General features: G+C 65.4%; 17 protein-coding genes and 1 pseudogene. 6 read left to right on the top strand and 12 right to left on the bottom strand.

Features of this window, described 5'->3' with window-relative positions; translation table 11 throughout:
* Positions 1 to 39 precede the first annotated feature (39 nt).
* Positions 40 to 945, bottom strand: coding sequence for a LysR family transcriptional regulator (locus tag QQL24_RS00900; protein ID WP_284309996.1), 906 nt, complete (start codon positions 943 to 945; stop codon positions 40 to 42).
* 118 nt (positions 946 to 1063) lie between these two features.
* On the opposite strand from QQL24_RS00900, the gene QQL24_RS00905 reads away from it, so the two are divergent.
* Together QQL24_RS00905 and QQL24_RS00910 are read left to right on the top strand one after the other, a co-directional pair.
* A complete protein-coding gene (locus tag QQL24_RS00905; RefSeq protein WP_284309997.1) occupies positions 1064 to 2245 on the top strand; it encodes an MFS transporter in 1182 nt (393 codons plus the stop codon).
* A gap of 272 nt (positions 2246 to 2517) precedes the next feature.
* The gene (locus QQL24_RS00910) at positions 2518 to 3552 is read left to right on the top strand and encodes an aldo/keto reductase (protein WP_284309998.1); all 1035 of its coding nucleotides are present in this window, start codon (positions 2518 to 2520) and stop codon (positions 3550 to 3552) included.
* Between the two features lie 77 nt (positions 3553 to 3629).
* Here QQL24_RS00910 and QQL24_RS00915 read toward each other — a convergent pair whose 3' ends face one another.
* Positions 3630 to 3911, bottom strand: a complete 282-nt coding sequence (locus QQL24_RS00915) for a hypothetical protein (RefSeq protein ID WP_284309999.1) — start codon at positions 3909 to 3911, stop codon at positions 3630 to 3632.
* Between the two features lie 122 nt (positions 3912 to 4033).
* Here QQL24_RS00915 and QQL24_RS00920 point away from each other — a divergent pair, with 122 nt between their 5' ends.
* On the top strand, positions 4034 to 4267 hold the full coding sequence (locus QQL24_RS00920) for a hypothetical protein (protein ID WP_284310000.1): 234 nt from the start codon (positions 4034 to 4036) through the stop codon (positions 4265 to 4267).
* Positions 4268 to 4333: 66 nt separating this feature from the next.
* Here the strand turns inward: QQL24_RS00920 and QQL24_RS00925 are convergent, their stop codons facing one another.
* The 3 genes from QQL24_RS00925 to QQL24_RS00935 form a co-directional block, all read right to left on the bottom strand.
* A complete protein-coding gene (locus tag QQL24_RS00925) occupies positions 4334 to 4555 on the bottom strand; it encodes a type II toxin-antitoxin system HicB family antitoxin (RefSeq protein ID WP_284310001.1) in 222 nt (73 codons plus the stop codon).
* 69 nt (positions 4556 to 4624) lie between these two features.
* Positions 4625 to 7069, bottom strand: coding sequence for a GcvT family protein (locus QQL24_RS00930; RefSeq protein WP_284310002.1), 2445 nt, complete (start codon positions 7067 to 7069; stop codon positions 4625 to 4627).
* A 109-nt stretch (positions 7070 to 7178) separates the two neighbouring features.
* Positions 7179 to 8084: a choline/ethanolamine kinase family protein gene (locus QQL24_RS00935; RefSeq protein ID WP_284310003.1), complete on the bottom strand. Its 906-nt coding sequence runs from the start codon at positions 8082 to 8084 to the stop codon at positions 7179 to 7181.
* 186 nt (positions 8085 to 8270) lie between these two features.
* Here QQL24_RS00935 and QQL24_RS00940 point away from each other — a divergent pair, with 186 nt between their 5' ends.
* On the top strand, positions 8271 to 8723 hold the full coding sequence (locus tag QQL24_RS00940) for a carboxymuconolactone decarboxylase family protein (RefSeq protein WP_284310004.1): 453 nt from the start codon (positions 8271 to 8273) through the stop codon (positions 8721 to 8723).
* Positions 8723 to 9598, top strand: a pseudogene (locus tag QQL24_RS00945) (sigma-70 family RNA polymerase sigma factor). Before QQL24_RS00940 ends, QQL24_RS00945 begins: the two are co-directional and overlap by 1 nt.
* A 110-nt stretch (positions 9599 to 9708) precedes the next feature.
* Here QQL24_RS00945 and QQL24_RS00950 read toward each other — a convergent pair.
* The 7 genes from QQL24_RS00950 to QQL24_RS00980 all read right to left on the bottom strand — a co-directional run bounded on the left by QQL24_RS00950 (position 9709) and on the right by QQL24_RS00980 (position 16659).
* Positions 9709 to 9975, bottom strand: a complete 267-nt coding sequence (locus tag QQL24_RS00950; protein ID WP_284310005.1) for a hypothetical protein — start codon at positions 9973 to 9975, stop codon at positions 9709 to 9711.
* 254 nt (positions 9976 to 10229) lie between these two features.
* Positions 10230 to 10358, bottom strand: coding sequence for a hypothetical protein (locus QQL24_RS00955; RefSeq protein ID WP_284310006.1), 129 nt, complete (start codon positions 10356 to 10358; stop codon positions 10230 to 10232).
* Positions 10359 to 10382: 24 nt separating this feature from the next.
* On the bottom strand, positions 10383 to 10802 hold the full coding sequence (locus QQL24_RS00960; RefSeq protein WP_284310007.1) for an EVE domain-containing protein: 420 nt from the start codon (positions 10800 to 10802) through the stop codon (positions 10383 to 10385).
* Between the two features lie 26 nt (positions 10803 to 10828).
* Positions 10829 to 11119 carry a YciI family protein gene (locus QQL24_RS00965; RefSeq protein WP_284310008.1) on the bottom strand — a complete coding sequence of 97 codons (291 nt, stop codon included), beginning with the start codon at positions 11117 to 11119 and terminating at the stop codon, positions 10829 to 10831.
* A gap of 446 nt (positions 11120 to 11565) precedes the next feature.
* The gene (locus QQL24_RS00970) at positions 11566 to 12240 is read right to left on the bottom strand and encodes a peroxiredoxin-like family protein (RefSeq protein WP_348536418.1); all 675 of its coding nucleotides are present in this window, start codon (positions 12238 to 12240) and stop codon (positions 11566 to 11568) included.
* A gap of 74 nt (positions 12241 to 12314) precedes the next feature.
* On the bottom strand, positions 12315 to 15476 hold the full coding sequence (locus QQL24_RS00975) for an adenylate/guanylate cyclase domain-containing protein (protein WP_284310009.1): 3162 nt from the start codon (positions 15474 to 15476) through the stop codon (positions 12315 to 12317).
* 295 nt (positions 15477 to 15771) lie between these two features.
* On the bottom strand, positions 15772 to 16659 hold the full coding sequence (locus tag QQL24_RS00980) for a bifunctional 5,10-methylenetetrahydrofolate dehydrogenase/5,10-methenyltetrahydrofolate cyclohydrolase (protein WP_284310010.1): 888 nt from the start codon (positions 16657 to 16659) through the stop codon (positions 15772 to 15774).
* A 209-nt stretch (positions 16660 to 16868) separates the two neighbouring features.
* On the opposite strand from QQL24_RS00980, the gene QQL24_RS00985 reads away from it, so the two are divergent.
* The gene (locus tag QQL24_RS00985) at positions 16869 to 17933 is read left to right on the top strand and encodes a L,D-transpeptidase family protein (protein WP_284310011.1); all 1065 of its coding nucleotides are present in this window, start codon (positions 16869 to 16871) and stop codon (positions 17931 to 17933) included.
* Positions 17934 to 17996: the final 63 nt, after the last annotated feature.

Raw genomic sequence — 17996 nt, forward strand, 5'->3', positions numbered from 1 at the left:
TAAGAATTCATAATAACCTAAGTGAACCATGCCGGTTCATCAAGCCTCCCGCCCGATCCTCTCCACCAAAAAATCCACAAATGCCCGGATGCGCGCGGCGAGGTGGTCGTGCCCCGCGAACACCGCATGGATCAGTTCGATGTCGAGGGCGTTGTAGTCCTCCAGCAGCGCCACCATGCGACCGGCGTCGAGATCGGGCTGGACATGGAAGCGGCCGAGGCGCACCAGGCCGAGGCCGTCGAGGCAGAGCTGGCGCATGGTCGGGCCGTTATTGGCCTGGAGGTTGCCGCTCACGCTGACGCGCCGCAGCTCCCCTGTCTGCGGGTCGCGGAAGGGCCAGGTATCCAAGCCGCGGCGGAAGTTGAAGAGCAGGCAGTTGTGCCGCTCCAGATCCTCGGGCGTGCGCGGCAGGCCATGGCGCTCGACATAGGCCGGCGAGGCGGTGATCACGCGCCGGCTCTCGAGGATCTTGCGCGCCTTCAGGCTGGAATCCCGTAGCGGGCCGGAGCGCAGCGCGATGTCGGCGCGCTGCTCCACGAGGTCGATCACCTCGTCCGTCAGCGAGAAATCGAGCTGCACTTTCGGATAGCGCGCGAGGAAATCGGGCAGCAGCGGCACGACGCAGCGCGAGCCGAAGCCGACCGAGGCGCTCACCCGCAGGCGCCCGGTCGGCACCACCTCGCCGCCCGAGGAGATCATGCGCTCGGTCTCGGCGATATCGGCGAGGATCGCCTGGGCCCGGGCAAGATAGGTGTCGCCCTCTGGCGTGAGCTGCAGGGCACGCGTGGTACGCACCAGCAGGCGGGTGCCCAACCTGTCCTCGATGCGGGTGACGAGCTTGCTCACGGCCGAGGGCGAAAGATGCAGCTTGCGTCCCGCGGCGGAGAAGCTGCGCAACTCGGCAGCGGCAACGAAGACCTCCATCTCGCCTGCCCGATTGTCCATCGCATGCTCCATCCTTGAATTCAATTCAAAACTATTCGTCTATTATGCCCAATTATCAAGGGAATGGGGGCCGGCGATATTCACTCCCGACAATTTCAAACAAGTCGGGATCCCTCCCATGCCCCTTGCCCTCCTCGCCCTCACGATCGCCGCCTACGCGATCGGCACCACCGAATTCGTCATCGTCGGCCTGCTGCCGACCGTGGCCAATGATCTTCACATCACCCTGCCGCTCGCCGGCCTCATCGTCAGCGTCTATGCCCTCGGCGTTACCTTCGGCGCACCGGTGATCACCGCGCTCACTGGCCGGCTTGATCGCAAGAGCCTGCTGCTCGGCCTGATGGCGCTCTTCGTCCTCGGCAATATGGCGGCCGCGCTCAGCCCCAGCTACGGCATGCTGCTGGTGGCACGCGTGCTCTCGGCCTTCGCCCATGGCGTGTTCTTCTCCGTCGGCGCCACCATCGCCGCCGACCTGGTGGCCCCCAATCGCCGCGCCTCCGCTATCGCCCTGATGTTCATGGGCCTGACGGTCGCCATCGTCACCGGCGTGCCGCTCGGCACCTTCATCGGCCAGAACTTTGGCTGGCGCGCCACCTTCTGGGGCGTCGCGGGCCTCGGCGTGATTGCTTTCGCCGCCGTCGCCTTGCTGCTGCCCGCGCGCCTGCCCAAGGCGCCGCCGGCCCGTCTGGTCGAGCAGGTCCGGGTGCTCGGCAGCGGCCGCCTGCTCCTCGTCTTCGCCATGACGGCGCTCGGTTATGGCGGTACCTTCGTCGCCTTCACTTATCTCGCCTCGATCCTGCAAGAGATCACCGGCTTTGCCGCTGGCAGCGTCAGCCTGATCCTGGTGCTCTACGGCGCCGCCATCGCGGTGGGCAACCTTGCCGGCGGACGCATCGCCGACGGCAATCCGGTGAAGGCGCTGACCGGGCTCTTCGCCCTGCAGGCCCTGGTGCTGGCGGTCTTCACCGTCACGGCCGTCTCGCCCGCCTGGACCCTGGTGACGCTCGCCGCGCTCGGCTTCCTCTCCTTCGCCAATGTGCCCGGCCTGCAGATCTATGTGGTCCAGCTCGCCAAGCTGCATCGCCCGGCCGCCGTCGACGTCGCCTCGGCCCTCAACATCGCCGCCTTCAATCTCGGCATCGCCCTCGGCGCCTGGATCGGCGGCCTGGTGGTGGCCTCGCCGCTGGGCCTCGGCATGACGCCGCTGGTCGGTGCCGTGCTGGTTGCCGCTGCCCTTGGCCTGACCCTGTTGAGCAGCGTCCTCGACCGCCGCCCGGTGCCGGCTGGGCATCCGGCGTAAGGCAAAGGGGTGCGACGCGAGCCTCCCCCACGAAGCTGGGGGAGGTGGGCCGACGAAGTCGGCTCGGAGGGGGTGTGGCCCGCTAGCTCGCCGTGACAGAGCAAACTTCAATTCAATCTTGGAGAAGCTCTGAGCTTTTTCTTCTAGGGCGAGCCGTTGGGCCACACCCCCTCCGTCATTGCTTCGCAATGCCACCTCCCCCAGCTTCGTGGGAGAGGCTTGCGCCGCGCCTTATCCCCGAGCGCAACCTCACAACCTAAAGGACCCCAACCATGGATTATCGCCGCATCGGCCGTTCCGGCCTCAAGGCCTCCGCCCTCTCCTTCGGGGCCGGCACCTTCGGTGGCTCCGGCCCCCTCTTCGGGGCCTGGGGCACCACGGATGCCCGGGAGGCACGGCGGCTCGTCGATATCTGCCTCGACGCCGGCATCAACCTGTTCGACACCGCCGATGTCTATTCGAACGGCGCCTCCGAGCAGGTGCTCGGAGAAGCCATCAAAGGCCGGCGCGACCGCGTGCTGATCTCCACCAAGACCGGCCTGCCGATGGGCGACGGCCCGGATGAGTGGGGCACCTCGCGCTCGCGCCTGTTGCGCGCGGTGGATGACGCCCTGCACCGTCTCGGCACCGACACCATCGACCTCCTGCAACTGCACGCCTTCGACGCCGGCACGCCGGTGGAGGAGGTGCTGGCGACCCTGGACGGCCTCGTCCGCGCCGGCAAACTGCGCTATGTCGGCGTCTCCAACTTCTCCGGCTGGCAGATCATGAAGTCGCTCGCCATCGCCGAAAGCCACGGCTATCCGCGCTATGTTGCCAACCAGGCCTATTATTCCCTGCTCGGCCGCGACTATGAATGGGAGCTGATGCCGCTCGGCCTCGACCAGGGCCTGGGCGCCCTTGTCTGGAGCCCGCTCGGCTGGGGCCGCCTCACCGGCAAGCTCAAGCGCGGCCAGCCCCTGCCCGAAGGCAGCCGCCTGCACCGGACCGCCGATTTCGGCCCGCCGGTCGACGAGGAACGGCTCTACCGCGTCATCGACGCACTGGAAGCCGTCGCCGCCGAGACGGGCCGGAACGTGCCCCAGATCGCCATCAATTGGCTGCTGCAGCGGCCCACCGTGTCCTCGGTGATCATCGGCGCCCGCAACGAGGAGCAGCTCAGGCAGAACCTCGGCGCGGTGGGCTGGTCGCTCTCACTGGAGCAAATGGAGAGGCTCGACCAGGCGAGCGCGACGGAGGCGGCCTATCCCTATTTCCCCTATCGCCGCCAGGAAGCTTTCGCGCGGCTGAATCCGCCGGCGGTGTGAGTGGGGGGCGGGTTTCAGAGCCGCCTGCAACACGACGTTCCCGGGATAAGGCGGGTCTGAAGACCCGCCCCCCGGCCCTAACTCCTCGCTATCGACCGCACGACCCAGCCGCCCACATAGGCGGAGACACCACCCTCTTCCAGAGTCGCCGCAGCGGGCGTCAAGCTGTAATGCGTCGTTGCGCAGGTGACTTCCATCGTCTCCGGTGTGATGGCGGTAATGCGACAGGTGGACTTCCCGTCTGTCGTGGATTCCATGGTCAGATCGTCGCCTAGTCGGAAAGGCGGCTTGGCCGCTTGGGAACCGGCCGCCAGGACGACAATCGTCCCGATAGGGAATCGAGCCTTCTCGTTGGACATCGAACGCATCCCCTCCTGCTTGGGCATATCAGTCCCATTGCTGAACGCGGATCTGTGGAGGAAACTTTACCGGCCGCCACAATGTTCCCTTTGTGAGAAGAGCTGTTCCAGGAGGGCCAGTGATGACCGATATTCGAGAACTTCATGAGGGAGAGAACCCGTCGGCGCAAAACAGCTGGATCCTGGTGGAGGAGGACGGGCCCGTCTGGGTGGTCAACAGTGCTACCTATGCCGACGACACTGTTCCCTCCGATCCGCTCGGTCCGTTCCACGTTCGCACCGATGCTGTGAAGGCGGCTAGCGAACTGGCTCGGAGCAAGGGTATAGAGATCGTCTATGTGCGCGGCACGGCCTGAACCCAAGAGGGCGCGCGCCGCCTTCAGGATGGCCTTGATCACGCCTTCGCCCGCTCCGGCAAACTCTCAGGCGATTTCGAGATGGCGTGAAGGGCCGGGAATCGGGCGGCCCATCTCGCGGGCGGTCTCGATCCACACGACGATCGCGTCCTTTACATTGGCGATCGCTTCTTCCGGCGTTTCTCCATCGCTCATACAGCCGGGCAGATCGGGCACGATCGCGACAAAGCCGCCACCATCCTCCGAGGGAAGGGGTTCGAGCAGAAGAGGATACTCAAGAGCGCTCATCCAGAAGCCTCACAGCGTCGACAAAAGCGATGAGTTTGCGAATACATACCGGTTTGATCGGACGCTTGCTCACGCCTTCACCCGCTCCATCCTGGGATCATAGAGCGGCTCCAGGAACACTTCCGCCTTCACGCGCTCCGTTGCCACTTCCAGCTCATAGCTGCCGGAAAGCACATAGTCGCGGTCCACGCCCGCTGGGTCGCGCACATAGCCATAGCCGATGTTCTTGCCCAGCGTGTAGCCATACCCCGCCGAGGCGAGCCAGCCGCAGCGTTGGCCATTGCGATAGATCGTCTCGCGGCCGAGCAGGATCACGCCGGCATCGGCAACGGTGAAGCCGGCCAGCAAGCGCGGCAGCGGCTTGCCGGCCTGCTCGACCAGCGCCTCCCGACCGAGGAAGGGGATGTTCTTCTTCAATTTCGCCGCCCAGCCGAGCCCCGCCATCAGGGGCGAATGATCGGGTCCGATCTCGCCGCCCCAGGCGCGGTAGCCCTTTTCGAGGCGCAGCGATTCGATGGCGCGGTAGCCGGCATTGACCAGGCCGAGCGGGCCGCCGGCCTCCATCAGCGCGTCATAGACGGTGGCGGCGAACTCCACCGGAATATGCAGCTCCCAGCCGAGCTCGCCGACATAGGTCACGCGCATGGCGAAGACGCGGGCGCCGGATATGTCGATGAAGCGGCAGGTGCCGAAGGGAAAGCCGGTATTTGAAATGTCGTCTTCCGTCAGCCGTGCCAGGATCTCGCGTGCTTCAGGCCCCATCAGCACCAGAACGGCGTTTTTCGAGGTCATGTCGGTGAGGCGCGCATCGAGGCCGACGGGTATGTTGCGCGCGATCCAATCGCGATCGTGGCTGGCAAAACCGGTGCCCGTGACGATGTAATAAGTGTCCGGCCCGGCCCGCGCCACCGTGAGATCGGCCTCGATGCCGCCCTGGCGATTGAGCATTTGCGTATAGACCAGGCTGCTCACCGGCTTGGCCACGTCATTGGCGCAGATCCAGGAGAGCGCCGCCTCGGCATCGCGGCCCGTCAGCGAGAATTTCGCGAAGGAGGTCTGGTCGAACACGACAGCCGCCTCGCGGCAGGCGCGGTGCTCGCGGCCCACTGCCTTGAACCAGTTCTGGCGGCCATAGCTGTAGATGTCCTTCGCCTCCTCGCCGGGGCCGGCGAACCAGTTCGGCCGCTCCCATCCGAGCTTCTCGCCGAACACCGCGCCCTGCGCCTTCAGCCGGTCATAGAGCGGCGAGCGGCGCAAGGGACGGCCGGACTGGTACTCCTCGAAGGGCCAGGCCATGGTGTAATGCTTGGCATAGGCCTCCATGGTGCGCTGGCGCACCCAGGAGGTGTCGAGCGTGTTGTTGCCGAAGCGGCGGATGTCGACGGCCCAGAGGTCATAGGGCGGCTCGCCCTTCGCCACCCATTCGGCCAGCGCCATGCCGGCGCCGCCGCCCGAGGCGATGCCGAAGGCGTTGAAGCCGCAGCCGACATAGATGCCCTTCACCTCCGGCGCGGCGCCGAGGATGAAATTGCCGTCCGGCGTGAAGCTTTCCGGGCCGTTGATGAACTGCTTGATGCCGGCGTTCTCCATCGCCGGCACGCGGCCGATGGCAAGCTCCATCAGGGGCTCGAAATGGTCGAGATCGTTGTCGAGCAGCTGGAACTCGAATTTTTCCGTCGCCTTGGTATGGGCCCACGGCTTGGGGTTGGGCTCGTAGCCGCCCATCACCAGCCCGCCGACCTCCTCCTTCCAGTAGGTCAGGCGGTCGGGATCGCGGAGCGTCGGCAGGTTCGAGGCGACACCCTCGATGCGCTCGGTGATCAGATATTGGTGCTGCATCGAGACCAGGGGGATGTTGACCCCGGCCATCGCCCCAATCTCGCGCGACCATTGCCCGGCGCAGATGACGATCTTCCCGGCCTCGATGCGACCCTGATCCGTGAGCACGGCGCGGGCGACGCCGCCCTCCACCTCGATGCCGGTGACGGTGACGCCCTCCTTGAAGGTGACGCCGCCATTGCGCGCGCCCCTGGCCAGCGACTGGGAGATATCGGAGGGCGAAGCCTGCCCGTCCGTCGGCAGGAAGGCGGCGCCGACGACATCGTCCACCTGCATCAGGGGCCAGAGGTCCTGCGCCTCCTTCGGGGTGAGGAGCTGCATCTCCAGGCCAAAGGAGGTGGCGGTGGTGGCCTGGCGCTTCACCTCGGTCCAGCGCTCCCTATTGCAGGCAAGACGCAGGCCGCCATTGCGCTTCCAGCCGGTGGCAAGGCCGGTCTCCTGTTCCAGCCGGTCATAGAGGGCGACGGAATAGCCGAGGAGCTGGGTGATATTGGCATTGGTCCTGAGCTGCCCGACCAGTCCGGCGGCGTGCCAGGTGGAGCCGGAGGTGAGCTTGCCGCGCTCCAGCACGAGGACGTCCGACAGCCCCATCTTGGCGAGGTGATAGGCCGTCGAGCAGCCTACGATGCCGCCACCGATGATCAGGATTTTGACAGAGGAAGGAAGGTCGGACATGGGGAATTCCTGGGAGCGCGGACATCCTGTCCGCTCTTGAACCACACAGATCAACGAAAAGGGCTCGACCCTTATCCCAGGTCTCACCTTTTATGGAAACGCTACCGTATCAAGAGCGGACAGGATGTCCGCGCTCCCAGGCACTATACGCCGCCTCGTAGCGCCGCAGATTCTCGGCCGTGTAGCCGGCATAGTCGAAATCAAGCGTGGAATGAATCTCCGACACCATGCTCCAGGTCGTCTCGCGCAAGAGCGAGGCAGCCGTCATGGCCGCGAGGCGTTGGCGCAGCTCATCGCTCATCGGCCGGTCGAAATAGGCCTCGGCCAGCGCCTCCCGCCCTGCCTCCTCCACTTCGGAATTGGAAGCGAGGCCACCGAGATCGAACAGTGGCGAGTTGAAGCCGGCATAGTCCCAGTCCACCAGCCACAGCCTCTTGCCGTCATCGAGGAAATTGGCGGCGAGCAGGTCATTGTGTCCGAACACGATGTCGACGGGGCAGACGGCCGCCTCCAATTGCTCGCTTTCGGCCAGCAGGCGCGGCAGCAGGGCTAAATGCCGGCTCGTGCCCTCGCGCAGCGTATGGGCATAGTCGCGCACCACCTGGAACACCCAGAAGATCGCGGCCGGCCCACGGAAATGCCGGGGCATCTCTGTATGGCAGCGCCGGATGAGATCGATCAGGGCCGTATGGTTGCGCGGGTCCCGGATATCCTCGGGCGTGAAGGTGCGGCCCTCGACGAAGCGCAGCACCAGTGCGCCCGGCTCGCTATGCACCACTTCCGGCGAGATGCCGGCGGCGAAGGCGGCCTTGCTGGCGGCAAACTCGTTGCTGCGGCTGATCTGGTGGAGGGGAATGTCGTCGCCGATGCGCACGACATATTTGTCGGCGCCGTCAATCACGGTGAAATTGGTGTTGGTGATGCCTCCGCCAAGCGGCCGCGGCTCGACCTTGCCGCGCCAGCAGGCCAGCGTCGCCGCCTTCTTCAGGGGATCGAGAGGCGGTGCTGGCGCCATGACGTCTCCGGCTCAAAAATTCAGGCTGCCGTAAGGCTAGCGCGATTTGGATGAAATCGTCCAGCGCGAAGGCGGGAGAATGGCGGCGACGGTTGAAGTACGCCTTCAAAAATTTTCGCCCCATGTCACACCGTGCCGTCCCGTCTCGTCATGGCTGCGCAACTCCAAGCGAGAAAGGACCGCCCCATGAAAGCCCGCCTCAACGCCTTCGCCGCCGCTCCCGCCCTGATGACGCAGTGGCGCGATTTCACCCTTGGTATCGATGGGTTGGAAACCAGCCTGATGGAACTCGTCGAGATGCGCGCCTCGCAGATCAATGGCTGCGCCTATTGCCTGCACATGCATGCGCTCAGCGCCCGCCAGCATGGCGAGAGCGAGGAGCGGCTTTATCTGCTCGATGCCTGGCGCGAATCCCCGCTCTATAATGAGCGCGAGCGCGCCGCCCTCGAATGGACCGAAGCCCTGACGCTGGTGGCCGCTACCCGCGCGCCCGATGCGGCCTATGAGATCGCGAGGGCTGCATTCAGCGAGGAGGAACTGGTGAAGCTCACCATGCTGATCGTGGCCATCAATGGCTGGAACCGCATCAATGTCGGCTTCAAGACCGTGCATCCCGCGCGCACAAGGGTTGCCGCGTGATGAGCGGCGCCCTCGCAAGCGAAGCAGCCGCGAGCTTCGATGCCGTGCGGCCGCGCCTCACCCGCATCGCCTATCGCATGCTCGGATCGGTGGCGGATGCCGAGGACGTGGTGCAGGACGCCTTCCTGCGCTGGCTCGCCGCTGACCGTGAGACGGTGCGCGAGCCGGCGGCCTTCCTTACCCGCGTCGTGACGCGGCTCTGTCTCGACCAGCTCAAATCGGCCCGGCACCGGCGCGAGACCTATGTCGGCCCCTGGCTGCCCGAGCCGGTACTCGAAACGGAGGACGAGGTGGAGGACGTCACGCTGCCCCTGCTGCTGGCGCTCGAACGGCTCACGCCGCTGGAGCGCGCCGCCTTCCTGCTGCATGACGTGTTCGGCCTCGGCTTCGAAGAGGTCAGCGAGACCATCGGACGCTAGCCCGCCACCTGCCGACAACTCGCCAGCCGGGCCCGCAGCCATGTGCGCAACTCGCGCCCGCGCTTCGACATGCCGAAGGAGAAGGGCCTCGAAATCGCCCATGCCTTCTTCGTCGCCTCGCGTGGCGGTGACATGACCCGGCTGCAAGCGCTGCTCGCCGCCGATGTCGCCGTCTATTCCGACGGTGGCGGCAAGAAGCCGGCATCCCTGAAGATCATCACCGGCATCGAGGAGGTGATGAGGCTGCAGGCCGGCCTTAGCCGTTTCTTTGCCGAAAGCATGTCGAAGCTGGTGCGCTACGGCTTCATCAACGGCCTGCCGGGCTTCGTCACGGTAGAGCGGGACGATACGCTGCAAACGACGGCGCTGGATATCCGGGATGGCGAGATCGCGGGCATCTATGTCACGCGCAACCCCGACAAGCTGAAGCATATCGGCACGGAGGTGCTGCAGTGAAGCATTGGGGGGCGGGTCTTCAGACCCGGCTCTTCCTGCGAGGCCCGCGCTGACAAGAGCCGGGTCTGAAGACCCGCCCCCCACATTCGCCTATCGTCGGCGGGTTGCCCTCAAACGGACGTCCCATCCGACACGATCTCATAGCCACGGTTCATCAGGCGCATGCGGAATTCCTGGAAATACCGCCGGTGGCCGCTCTCGACCTGCTCGGCCGGATAGATCCAGCCATTGCGCCGGGCCGTCTCGAGGATCGCTTCATACTCGGCATCGCTGAGGCGCCTGGCATCGACCTCGCCGATGCGATGATGGGCCTCGCCTGGGTGTGCAGCGAGATTGGGAAGTAACGCGAGCAGAACAGCCAGAACCGCGCGTGTCATCGCCGCCCCCAATCCAAATGCTGACCATTTTGACAGGATCAGCGATATGAGGGGCAAAGTCCTGAAAGAAGGGTGAGATTTGCCTGAATTCCGGCAACCGGGCGACTAACAACCCGGATTATGCCTGCTATAGCGTTTTGCGATTTGACGGAATCGGCAAGAATCGCAAAGACGCGTCGAAACAAAGAGTTAGAGTAAAAATGCGTTTACGCCTAAACGCGTTTTGCTCTAGGCTTCACCGCTGAGCCACGGCGCTATACTTTTTTGACCAAACGCGCGCCGGCGAGATCCAATTCCTTGTCGAGCTTGCGCGCCAAGGCCTCGGCCTGCGCTTTGGGCAACATGCGATCGCGCAATGTTGCGAAGGGATGTCTGCCGGTCATGATCTTGCTCTCGGATCGAAGGTCCTACCCCTTATACCCGCCCATCTCGCACACCAGCTTCCATTCCGCCTCCGTCACCGGCTGCACCGAGAGCCGCGAGAGCTTGACCAGCGCCATCTCGGCGAGCTTCGGCTCCGCCTTGATGGCGACCAGGGTGACGGGTGTGGGGAAAGGCCTCAACGCCTTGAAGTCGACCAGCACCCAGGGTTCGCCCGGGGTGGCGGGGTCAGGGTAGGCTTCGCGCACCACCTCGGCCACGCCCACCACGGCCTTGCCTTCGTTGGAATGGTAGAAGAAGGCCTGGTCGCCCTTCTTCATCGCCATCAGGTTGAGCTTGGCGGCATGGTTGCGCACGCCGTCCCAGGGCGTGCCCTTGGCGCCGGCCGCGACCTGTTTGTCCCAGCTCCAGACCTCGGGTTCGGACTTGATCAGCCAGTGGCGCATGGCGGCCTCTCTTTATGGAATTGGGGTCAGACGACAGCCGGCGGCTTCACGCCCCAGCGCCAGCGGCGGACCGAGGTGGCGGCGAACAGGCCGGCCTTAGCATAGGGATCGTTTTCGGCAAAGACGCGCGCCTCGGCCTCGGAGGGGAAGTCGACGATCAGGAGTGAGCCGACCATCTGGTCCTGGTCGTTGAGGAAGGGGCCGGCCCCGAGGACATGGGCGTCCTGGGCCTTGAGGTAATCCATATGCGCCGGCCGCGTCGCCATGCGCAGTTCGAGCCCGTTGGGTATGTCTTCACACTGGATCACGAACTGCATGGAACCCCTCGCTGAAACGATTTCGGTAAAGGCAAAGCCGGAATCGGGTAGCGGGAAGCGGGGACTTTGTCGAGGGGCGCCGTCGCAGCGACGACGATTTCGGGGCTGATGCCGAAAAGCGACAACCGTTTTCTGCGAGAGAGGACACGACAACAAGGAGCCTGACCGAAGAAGCATGGAAGGCACGGCCTGCGTCCGTCATTGCGAGCGGAGCGAAACAATCCAGGGCAGCAGGCACAGCCCCTTGACCCCCGGATTGCTTCGCTTCGCTCGCAATGACGATGCTTTCGCTGCCGCTTTGGATCAATTACCGGACCCAGAGCCGACAGCTAAAGCGTTTTGCGATTTGGCGGAATCGGCAAGAATCGCAAAGACGCGTCGAAACAAAGAGTGAGAGCAAAGCAGCGTTTACGCCTAAACGCGCTTTGCTCTAGTGGGCGAGACCGTCAATGCAGCCGCGTCCCCTCACCGCCGATCGATGCCCGGATTGCGGCCACGATCTCGGAGGCGGCCGGGAATTTGCCGATGCCTTCCAAGCCTTCCTGGCATTCGATATGGGTCCAGCGCACGATGCCGTCGCGGTCGATCAGGAACTGCCCCTTGAGTTGCGGCCATTGGCGCTCGACGTCTCCGCGATCGGTTTCGTTCTCGACATAGCCATCGAGCTTGGCGAGGGTCATGGAGGCCTCCATGACTGGCAGGGGTTCAGGCAGTTCGCCGGTCGGATTGACGCGCAGCGTGGAGAGGGCCTTCATCAGATCGGGCGTCGGGACCGGTTTGGGCACGCCATAGGCGCGATGGATGGAAAGCGCGGGATCGGTGGCGATGCGAAACCGGCTCGGGCGAAACTTGAAATAGAGGCGGGCATTCTCGAGCTCGGTGGCGACGATGCCGAGGGTCTCGACCCCCAGCGCCTCGAGCTGAGGGCTGGCGGTCGCCAATTGGGCCAGCGCCCGGCGGCAGAACGGGCACCACAGTCCCACGAACAAAGCAAGAAACAGCGAACTCTTGCCGCGATAGTCGGATAGCGACACGGTTCCGGCTCCATCCAGGGCGGGAAGCCTGAAATCCGGAGCGCGTTCGCCCGACGATATTGGTGATTGCAATGGCATCTCGTTCATGCGGCACCCTCCTGGAACGCGTTAATCTGGAAATTCGCTCCTGCCCGAATTCATTTTGCTCGACTAGCTCCCGGTCAACACAGAAACGGCAGAACCATCAGTGCATCGGGTTCGAGTCCGGCGCGTTGGCAGACCTCGTCGGATTTCGCCAAGTATAGCTCCGCTGAGGCCCGGTTCCCAGCGTCCAAATGGAGTGTGCCGAGACCATCATAGCAGGGGAAGAGGAATTGCGGCTCACCCGTCTCCTCGGCCAGATGGAGCGCTTCCTCATAGGATGCCAAGGCGAGCGCATGGTCGCCCCGGCATTGATAGATCTGGCCGAGTATGATGAGCGGGGCGGCCAGATGATCGAAGAGCCCGAGCCGACGATCGAGATCGATGGCTCTCTGCGCCGCCTCGACACCTTCGTCCTCGCAGCGGTCGGTCAATGCGCAGTAGGACACGGCGAGATTGGCGTAGATGCGGGATTGGAAGCCGAGATCGCCCACCTTCTTGGCCGTCTCCAGCCCTCGCAGGCAGGTGCCGATGCTCCGCTGCGGGTTGAGCGAGGAGTAGAGCACGCCGAGATTGGTATAGCCGCGGCAGGCGGCCTGCAGCAGGGCATGCTCCTCCGCCAGCCTGACGCTCTGCTCGATATGGTCGACGGCGTCGGCCGGCCGGCCGCTGCGGGCAAGCGCCACACCGATCGTGTTGTAGGCCTGGGCCCGCGTGGCGGCGAGCTCGCGAAGGCGCTCCGGCTCCGCGCCAGCGCCGTTGTCGCGATCCGCCTCGGCCAGGGCCCGCTCCGCCCAGGCAATCGCCCCTGCATTGTCGCCGGCGCGAAAGGCGAGCCGGCCGGTTTCCTCGAGCAATTCGGCGCGTTCCAGCCAATAGCCCTCGTCCCCGAGCAGAGCGAGGCCCCGTGCGAAGCAGGCAGCAGCCTCTTCGCGCTCGCCCGACTCCCAGTGCAAACAGCCGCTCTTGCGATAGAGGCGGGCGGCGCCTGCATGATCCATGTTGGCCTCGAAATCCCGAAGTACCGCCTCGTAGTGAACCGCCGCCTCGGTGCGCCGTTCGGCCAGCGCCAGAAGATCGGCCAGCCTTTCGCGAATGGAGCGGATGTCGCCTTCGCATGCCGGGTTGCCCTGCAAGGTGCTCAAGGCACGCTCGTAGTGCCGGATGGCGTCCTCATTGGCATAGAGGCCGCGAGCCCAATCGCCGGCCGCCATCAGGTAGCGGGCGCCCCTCGTCTTGTCGGCGCTCAGGCTCCAGTGGTGCCCCAGGGCTTCGAGATCGCTCAGCCTTTCGGGATGCTCGCCCACGGTGCGTTCGAGCGCACGGCCGGCCCGTTCATGCAGTTCGGTTCTGCGGGCAAGCAGCAGGTTCTGATACACCGCCTCATGCACGAGCGCATGCCGGAAACGGTAGGAGTCATCCCCTTCGCCAGGCTCGGCCGGGCAGATAAGGTCGGCGTCAATGAGCTGCTCCAGCCTGCCCTCGACGGCGCCCGCATCCGCCGCGATGGCCCGCAGGAGCGCGAGCCCTCCCGTCACGCCCAGCACGGCCGCCTCCTGAAGCAGCCGCCGCGCCTCGGCGGGCAGGGCATCGACCCGCGACAGGAGCAGACCCTGCAGGGTAGCAGGAACCTCCCGCGCATCGAGCGGCGCCCCACGTACCCACCGATCGCCATGGCGCACCAGCACGCCCCGGCTCACGAGGCTGCGGACGATCTCCTCCACAAACAACGGGTTGCCTCCGGACCGGGCGGCGATGAAGTTGCCGATGTCCTGCCCGCCATCATCCGCCATCTCGCCGAACAGGCCGGTGACGATGGCCCTCGTGTCTTCCCGCGAGAGAGGCGCGAGGCGGATGGTCGAGCGTTCAGCGCGCGAAGCGGGTGGCACCTGCCCTTCAGGACGATGGGACAGCACCAGCATGAAGCAGCGATCGGCGAGGTGGTCAGCGGCATCGCACAGAAGCGACACCGAGGCTGCATCCGCCCAGTGGATGTCCTCGATGATGAAGAGGAGATGGCCCTGGTCGAGCCGTCGCTCGATCAGCAGGCGTGCGGCGAGCGTGATCTGGCGCTTCAGCTGTTCGGGCGCGAGTTCGCGTCGCTCGGAATCTTCCACGCCGAGCATGTAACTGAGCATCGGCGCAATCGCGTCCGCCGTCTCGGCCTCCGCTCCGAGCGATTGCAGCCCCACCGCGAGCTTGCTCCGTGCCGCCTCGAGCGAATCGTCGGGACGCACCTGATAGCCCTCCCGGAACAAGGCGCCGAACGCGCCATAGGTCGGTTCGCCCCGCGACGAGCAGGAAACGCGGCGGATGGCGCCGCCGTCAAGCCCACCCTCTGCCTCCAGCACCGCCAGGAATTCTGCGATCAGGCGTGATTTGCCCGCTCCTGCCTCGCCGGCGAGATCGACGAGCTGGGAGCGGCCCGTGCGCATCCGGTCGAAGGCGGCCATCAACTGCGCCAACTCGTCGGTGCGGCCGGTCATCGGGCTGGCGAGCCCATGGGCCGCCAGTCCGCGGCCCGAGCCCGGCGCGGCCAGCAGGCCGATCAGGGGATAGGCCAGGACGGGTTCCGCCTTGCCCTTGAGCGTCAGGGCGCGCGCCGGCCCGAAGGCGAAGCGGTGTCGCGTCAGGGCACCTGTCGCCTCGGAGACGAGGATGGCGCCCGAGGCCTCGGCGAGCAGGCGCGCAGTGGTATTCACGGTGTCGCCGGTCACGGCATAGGCGGCCGTGGAGGTCCGTCCGAGATGGCCGGCGACGACAGGCCCGGTATGGACGCCGATATGAAGGCCTATCGTCTGCCCCAGGCGGGCGGCCCATTGCTCATTGAGCCGTGTGAGGGCCGCGACCATGTCCAGTGCCGCATTGAGCGCGCGCTCGGGATCGTCCTCATGGGCAAGGGGAGCGCCGAACACCGCCAGCACGGCATCCCCGATGAATTTCTCGACAAAACCGTCATGGCGGGCGACCACCTGCGCCAGGGTCTCGAACAAGGCGGTCTGGAAGGCCCGCACCTCCTCGGGATCGAGCCGTTCGGCCAGGGTGGTGAAACCGGTGACGTCGGCGAAGAGCACCGTGACCAGCCGCCGGTCCGCCTCGCGCTCCTCCTGGGGCGCAGGGGCTGATTCGGGAGGTGCACCGGCGGCCTCGGGCACGGCGCTGCCATTGGCCTGCCGCCGCCCGCAGCGCGGGCAGAAGGCGAAGCCTGGCGCGAGTTCGAAACCGCAACCGGCACACACCATGGGATGGCCCGCATCCTGACGCGAGCTTGTCGGGCCAGATCGATCCCGAGGCCTGGGCAGGCTGGATCTTTCGCCCCGCTCACATCATTGAAATGTAGGCGGGCGCGACGCGGGCCGCAAGCAACGCCGCGTCGTCCTTTAGGCTCATGTTGGAGGAAGGAGGCACTGTCATTCCCGGCATTGCCGAAGGCATCGGGAAGGGAATGACAGGAGATGGGGAACGCTCTCCCGGTTTAATGCGATTGCCCCGCCTCGTTTCGCTCTGGGGCGCTACCCGGTAAGGGCTGGCCGCACCCTATCCCTTCACCCGCGCCTCGGCGGCCACCACCGTGTTGTGGAGCAGGCAGGCCACCGTCATCTTGCCGACGCCTCCCGGCACCGGGGTGATGTAGGACGCCTTGCCCATCGCTTCCTGGGTGGCGACATCGCCGACGATGCGGCCCTTGCCGTCCTCGGTGGGCACGCGGTTGATGCCGACATCGATAACCACGGCGCCGTCCTTGATCCAGTCGCCCCGCACCATCTCCGCGCGGCCCACGGCGGCAACGAGGATGTCGGCCTCGCGGCACACTGCCGGCAAATCCTTGGTGCGCGAATGGGCGATGGTCACCGTGCAGTCATTGGCGAGCAGGAGCTGGGCCATCGGCTTGCCGACGATGTTGGAACGGCCGACCACCACGGCGTTCTTGCCGGAGAGGCCGGCCTTGCCGACGGTGTCGAGCAGCATCATTAAAGAGCCCAGCGGCGTGCAGGGGATCAGCATCGCTTCCGGATCGATCCTGGCAGATGTAAAGAGCTTGCCGACATTCATCGGGTGGAAGCCGTCGACATCTTTGGCCGGATGGATGGCGTCGATCATCATCTGTCCGTCGAGATGGCCGGGCAGCGGAAGCTGCACCAGGATGCCGTCGACACCAGGATCGGCGTTGAGGCCATTGATGACGCCGAGCAGCTCATCCTTGCCGATGGTCTCGGGCAGCTCGATCAGGCGGCCGTCGATGGCCGTCTCATGCGCCATCTTGGCCTTGGTGTTCACATAGGCGCGGCTGGCCGGATTGTTGCCGACGATCACCACATCGAGGCGCGCCTTGCGGCCATGGGCGGCGGCAAACGCCTCCGCGCGAACCTTGGTGCGGGCGCGGACATTGGCCGCGTGGACATTGCCGTCAATCAATTCGGTCATGGCGCAACTTTCATTCTCACGAAACAGCGCGGTCTTATAGCGTGGCGGCGGCGATTTCCAGCCATCTTGGGCCGTCCTGTTCTGTCCTGATTCACACCACCGCTCCGGTGCCCGGAACTCGAGGGGAGCTCCTCCCGAGGGAACCTCTTGCGCCATCGGCGACTTGTCTTGGCATCCTCTCTTGGCATCCTCGGTTCGGGAGACAGACCATGCGCCTTGTTGCGATTGCCGCCAGCTTCATCCTGATGCTGCTCGCCGGGCCCGCCCTCTCGGCCCAGCTCGATACGCAGAGCATCAATACCGCGACCTTCTCTGCCAAGGACATCCGGGGCAAGCCCCGAGGCCCCCGCGCCTCGCTGGTCAAGGCCCAGATCCTGCTCGACCGCGCCGGCTATTCGCCCGGCGAGATCGACGGCCGCCACGGCGACAATTTCGCCAAGGCGCTCGCGGCCTTCCAGGCGGATCACGGCCTGCCCTCGACCGGCGAGCTCGACCAGGCGAGCTGGGACAGCCTGGCGGGGACGACGCAGGAGCCGGCGGTGACGGACTATGAGATCACCCGCCAGGATCTGCGCGGCCCCTTCACCAAGCGCATTCCGGTGAAGTTCGAGGCCATGGCGCATCTGCGCCGGCTCGGCTATCGCAATGTGGAGGAGGAACTGGCCGAGAAATTCCACATCAGCCCCGAACTCCTTAAGGCGATGAATCCGCGCGAGCGCTTCAAGAAGCCCGGCGACACCATCACGGTGGCCGCCGTGGCGCAGCCCGACCTTGCGCGGGTGAAGGCCAACCGCCAGGCGCCGCTGCCCGGCTCCGCCACGCGGCTCGAGATCGACAAGGACAGGCTCACGCTGAAGGCGTTCGACGCCACCGGCCGGCTCCTCCACTTCTTCCCGGCCTCGGTGGGCAGCGAGGACAAACCGGCTCCCTCGGGCACGCTGGAGATCGAAAGGGTGAATCTCAAGCCCGACTACACCTATAATCCGAAATATGCCTTCAAGGGCGTCAAGGCCAGGCATCCCTTCACCATCGCGCCGGGACCGAACAATCCGGTCGGGCTGGTGTGGATCGATCTCAATGCCGAGGGTGACGGCATCCACGGCACGCCCGATCCCGGCCGCATCTCGAAACGCTACTCCCATGGCTGCATCCGCCTGACCAATTGGGACGCGCTCACCCTCGCCACTCTGGTGCGCCAGGGCGTGCCGGTGACCTTCATCGGCAACGGGCCGCAACCGGCCGCCGCCGATCCGACGGTCGATAAGGCGGATTGACAGTTGCGCTTTTTCCGAACGGAGTGTGCGCCGAATGGGGCACGACCAAGCCGGCGCGATTCG

It is taken from the genome of Labrys miyagiensis (assembly GCF_030160835.1).
Classification (GTDB): domain Bacteria; phylum Pseudomonadota; class Alphaproteobacteria; order Rhizobiales; family Labraceae; genus Labrys; species Labrys miyagiensis.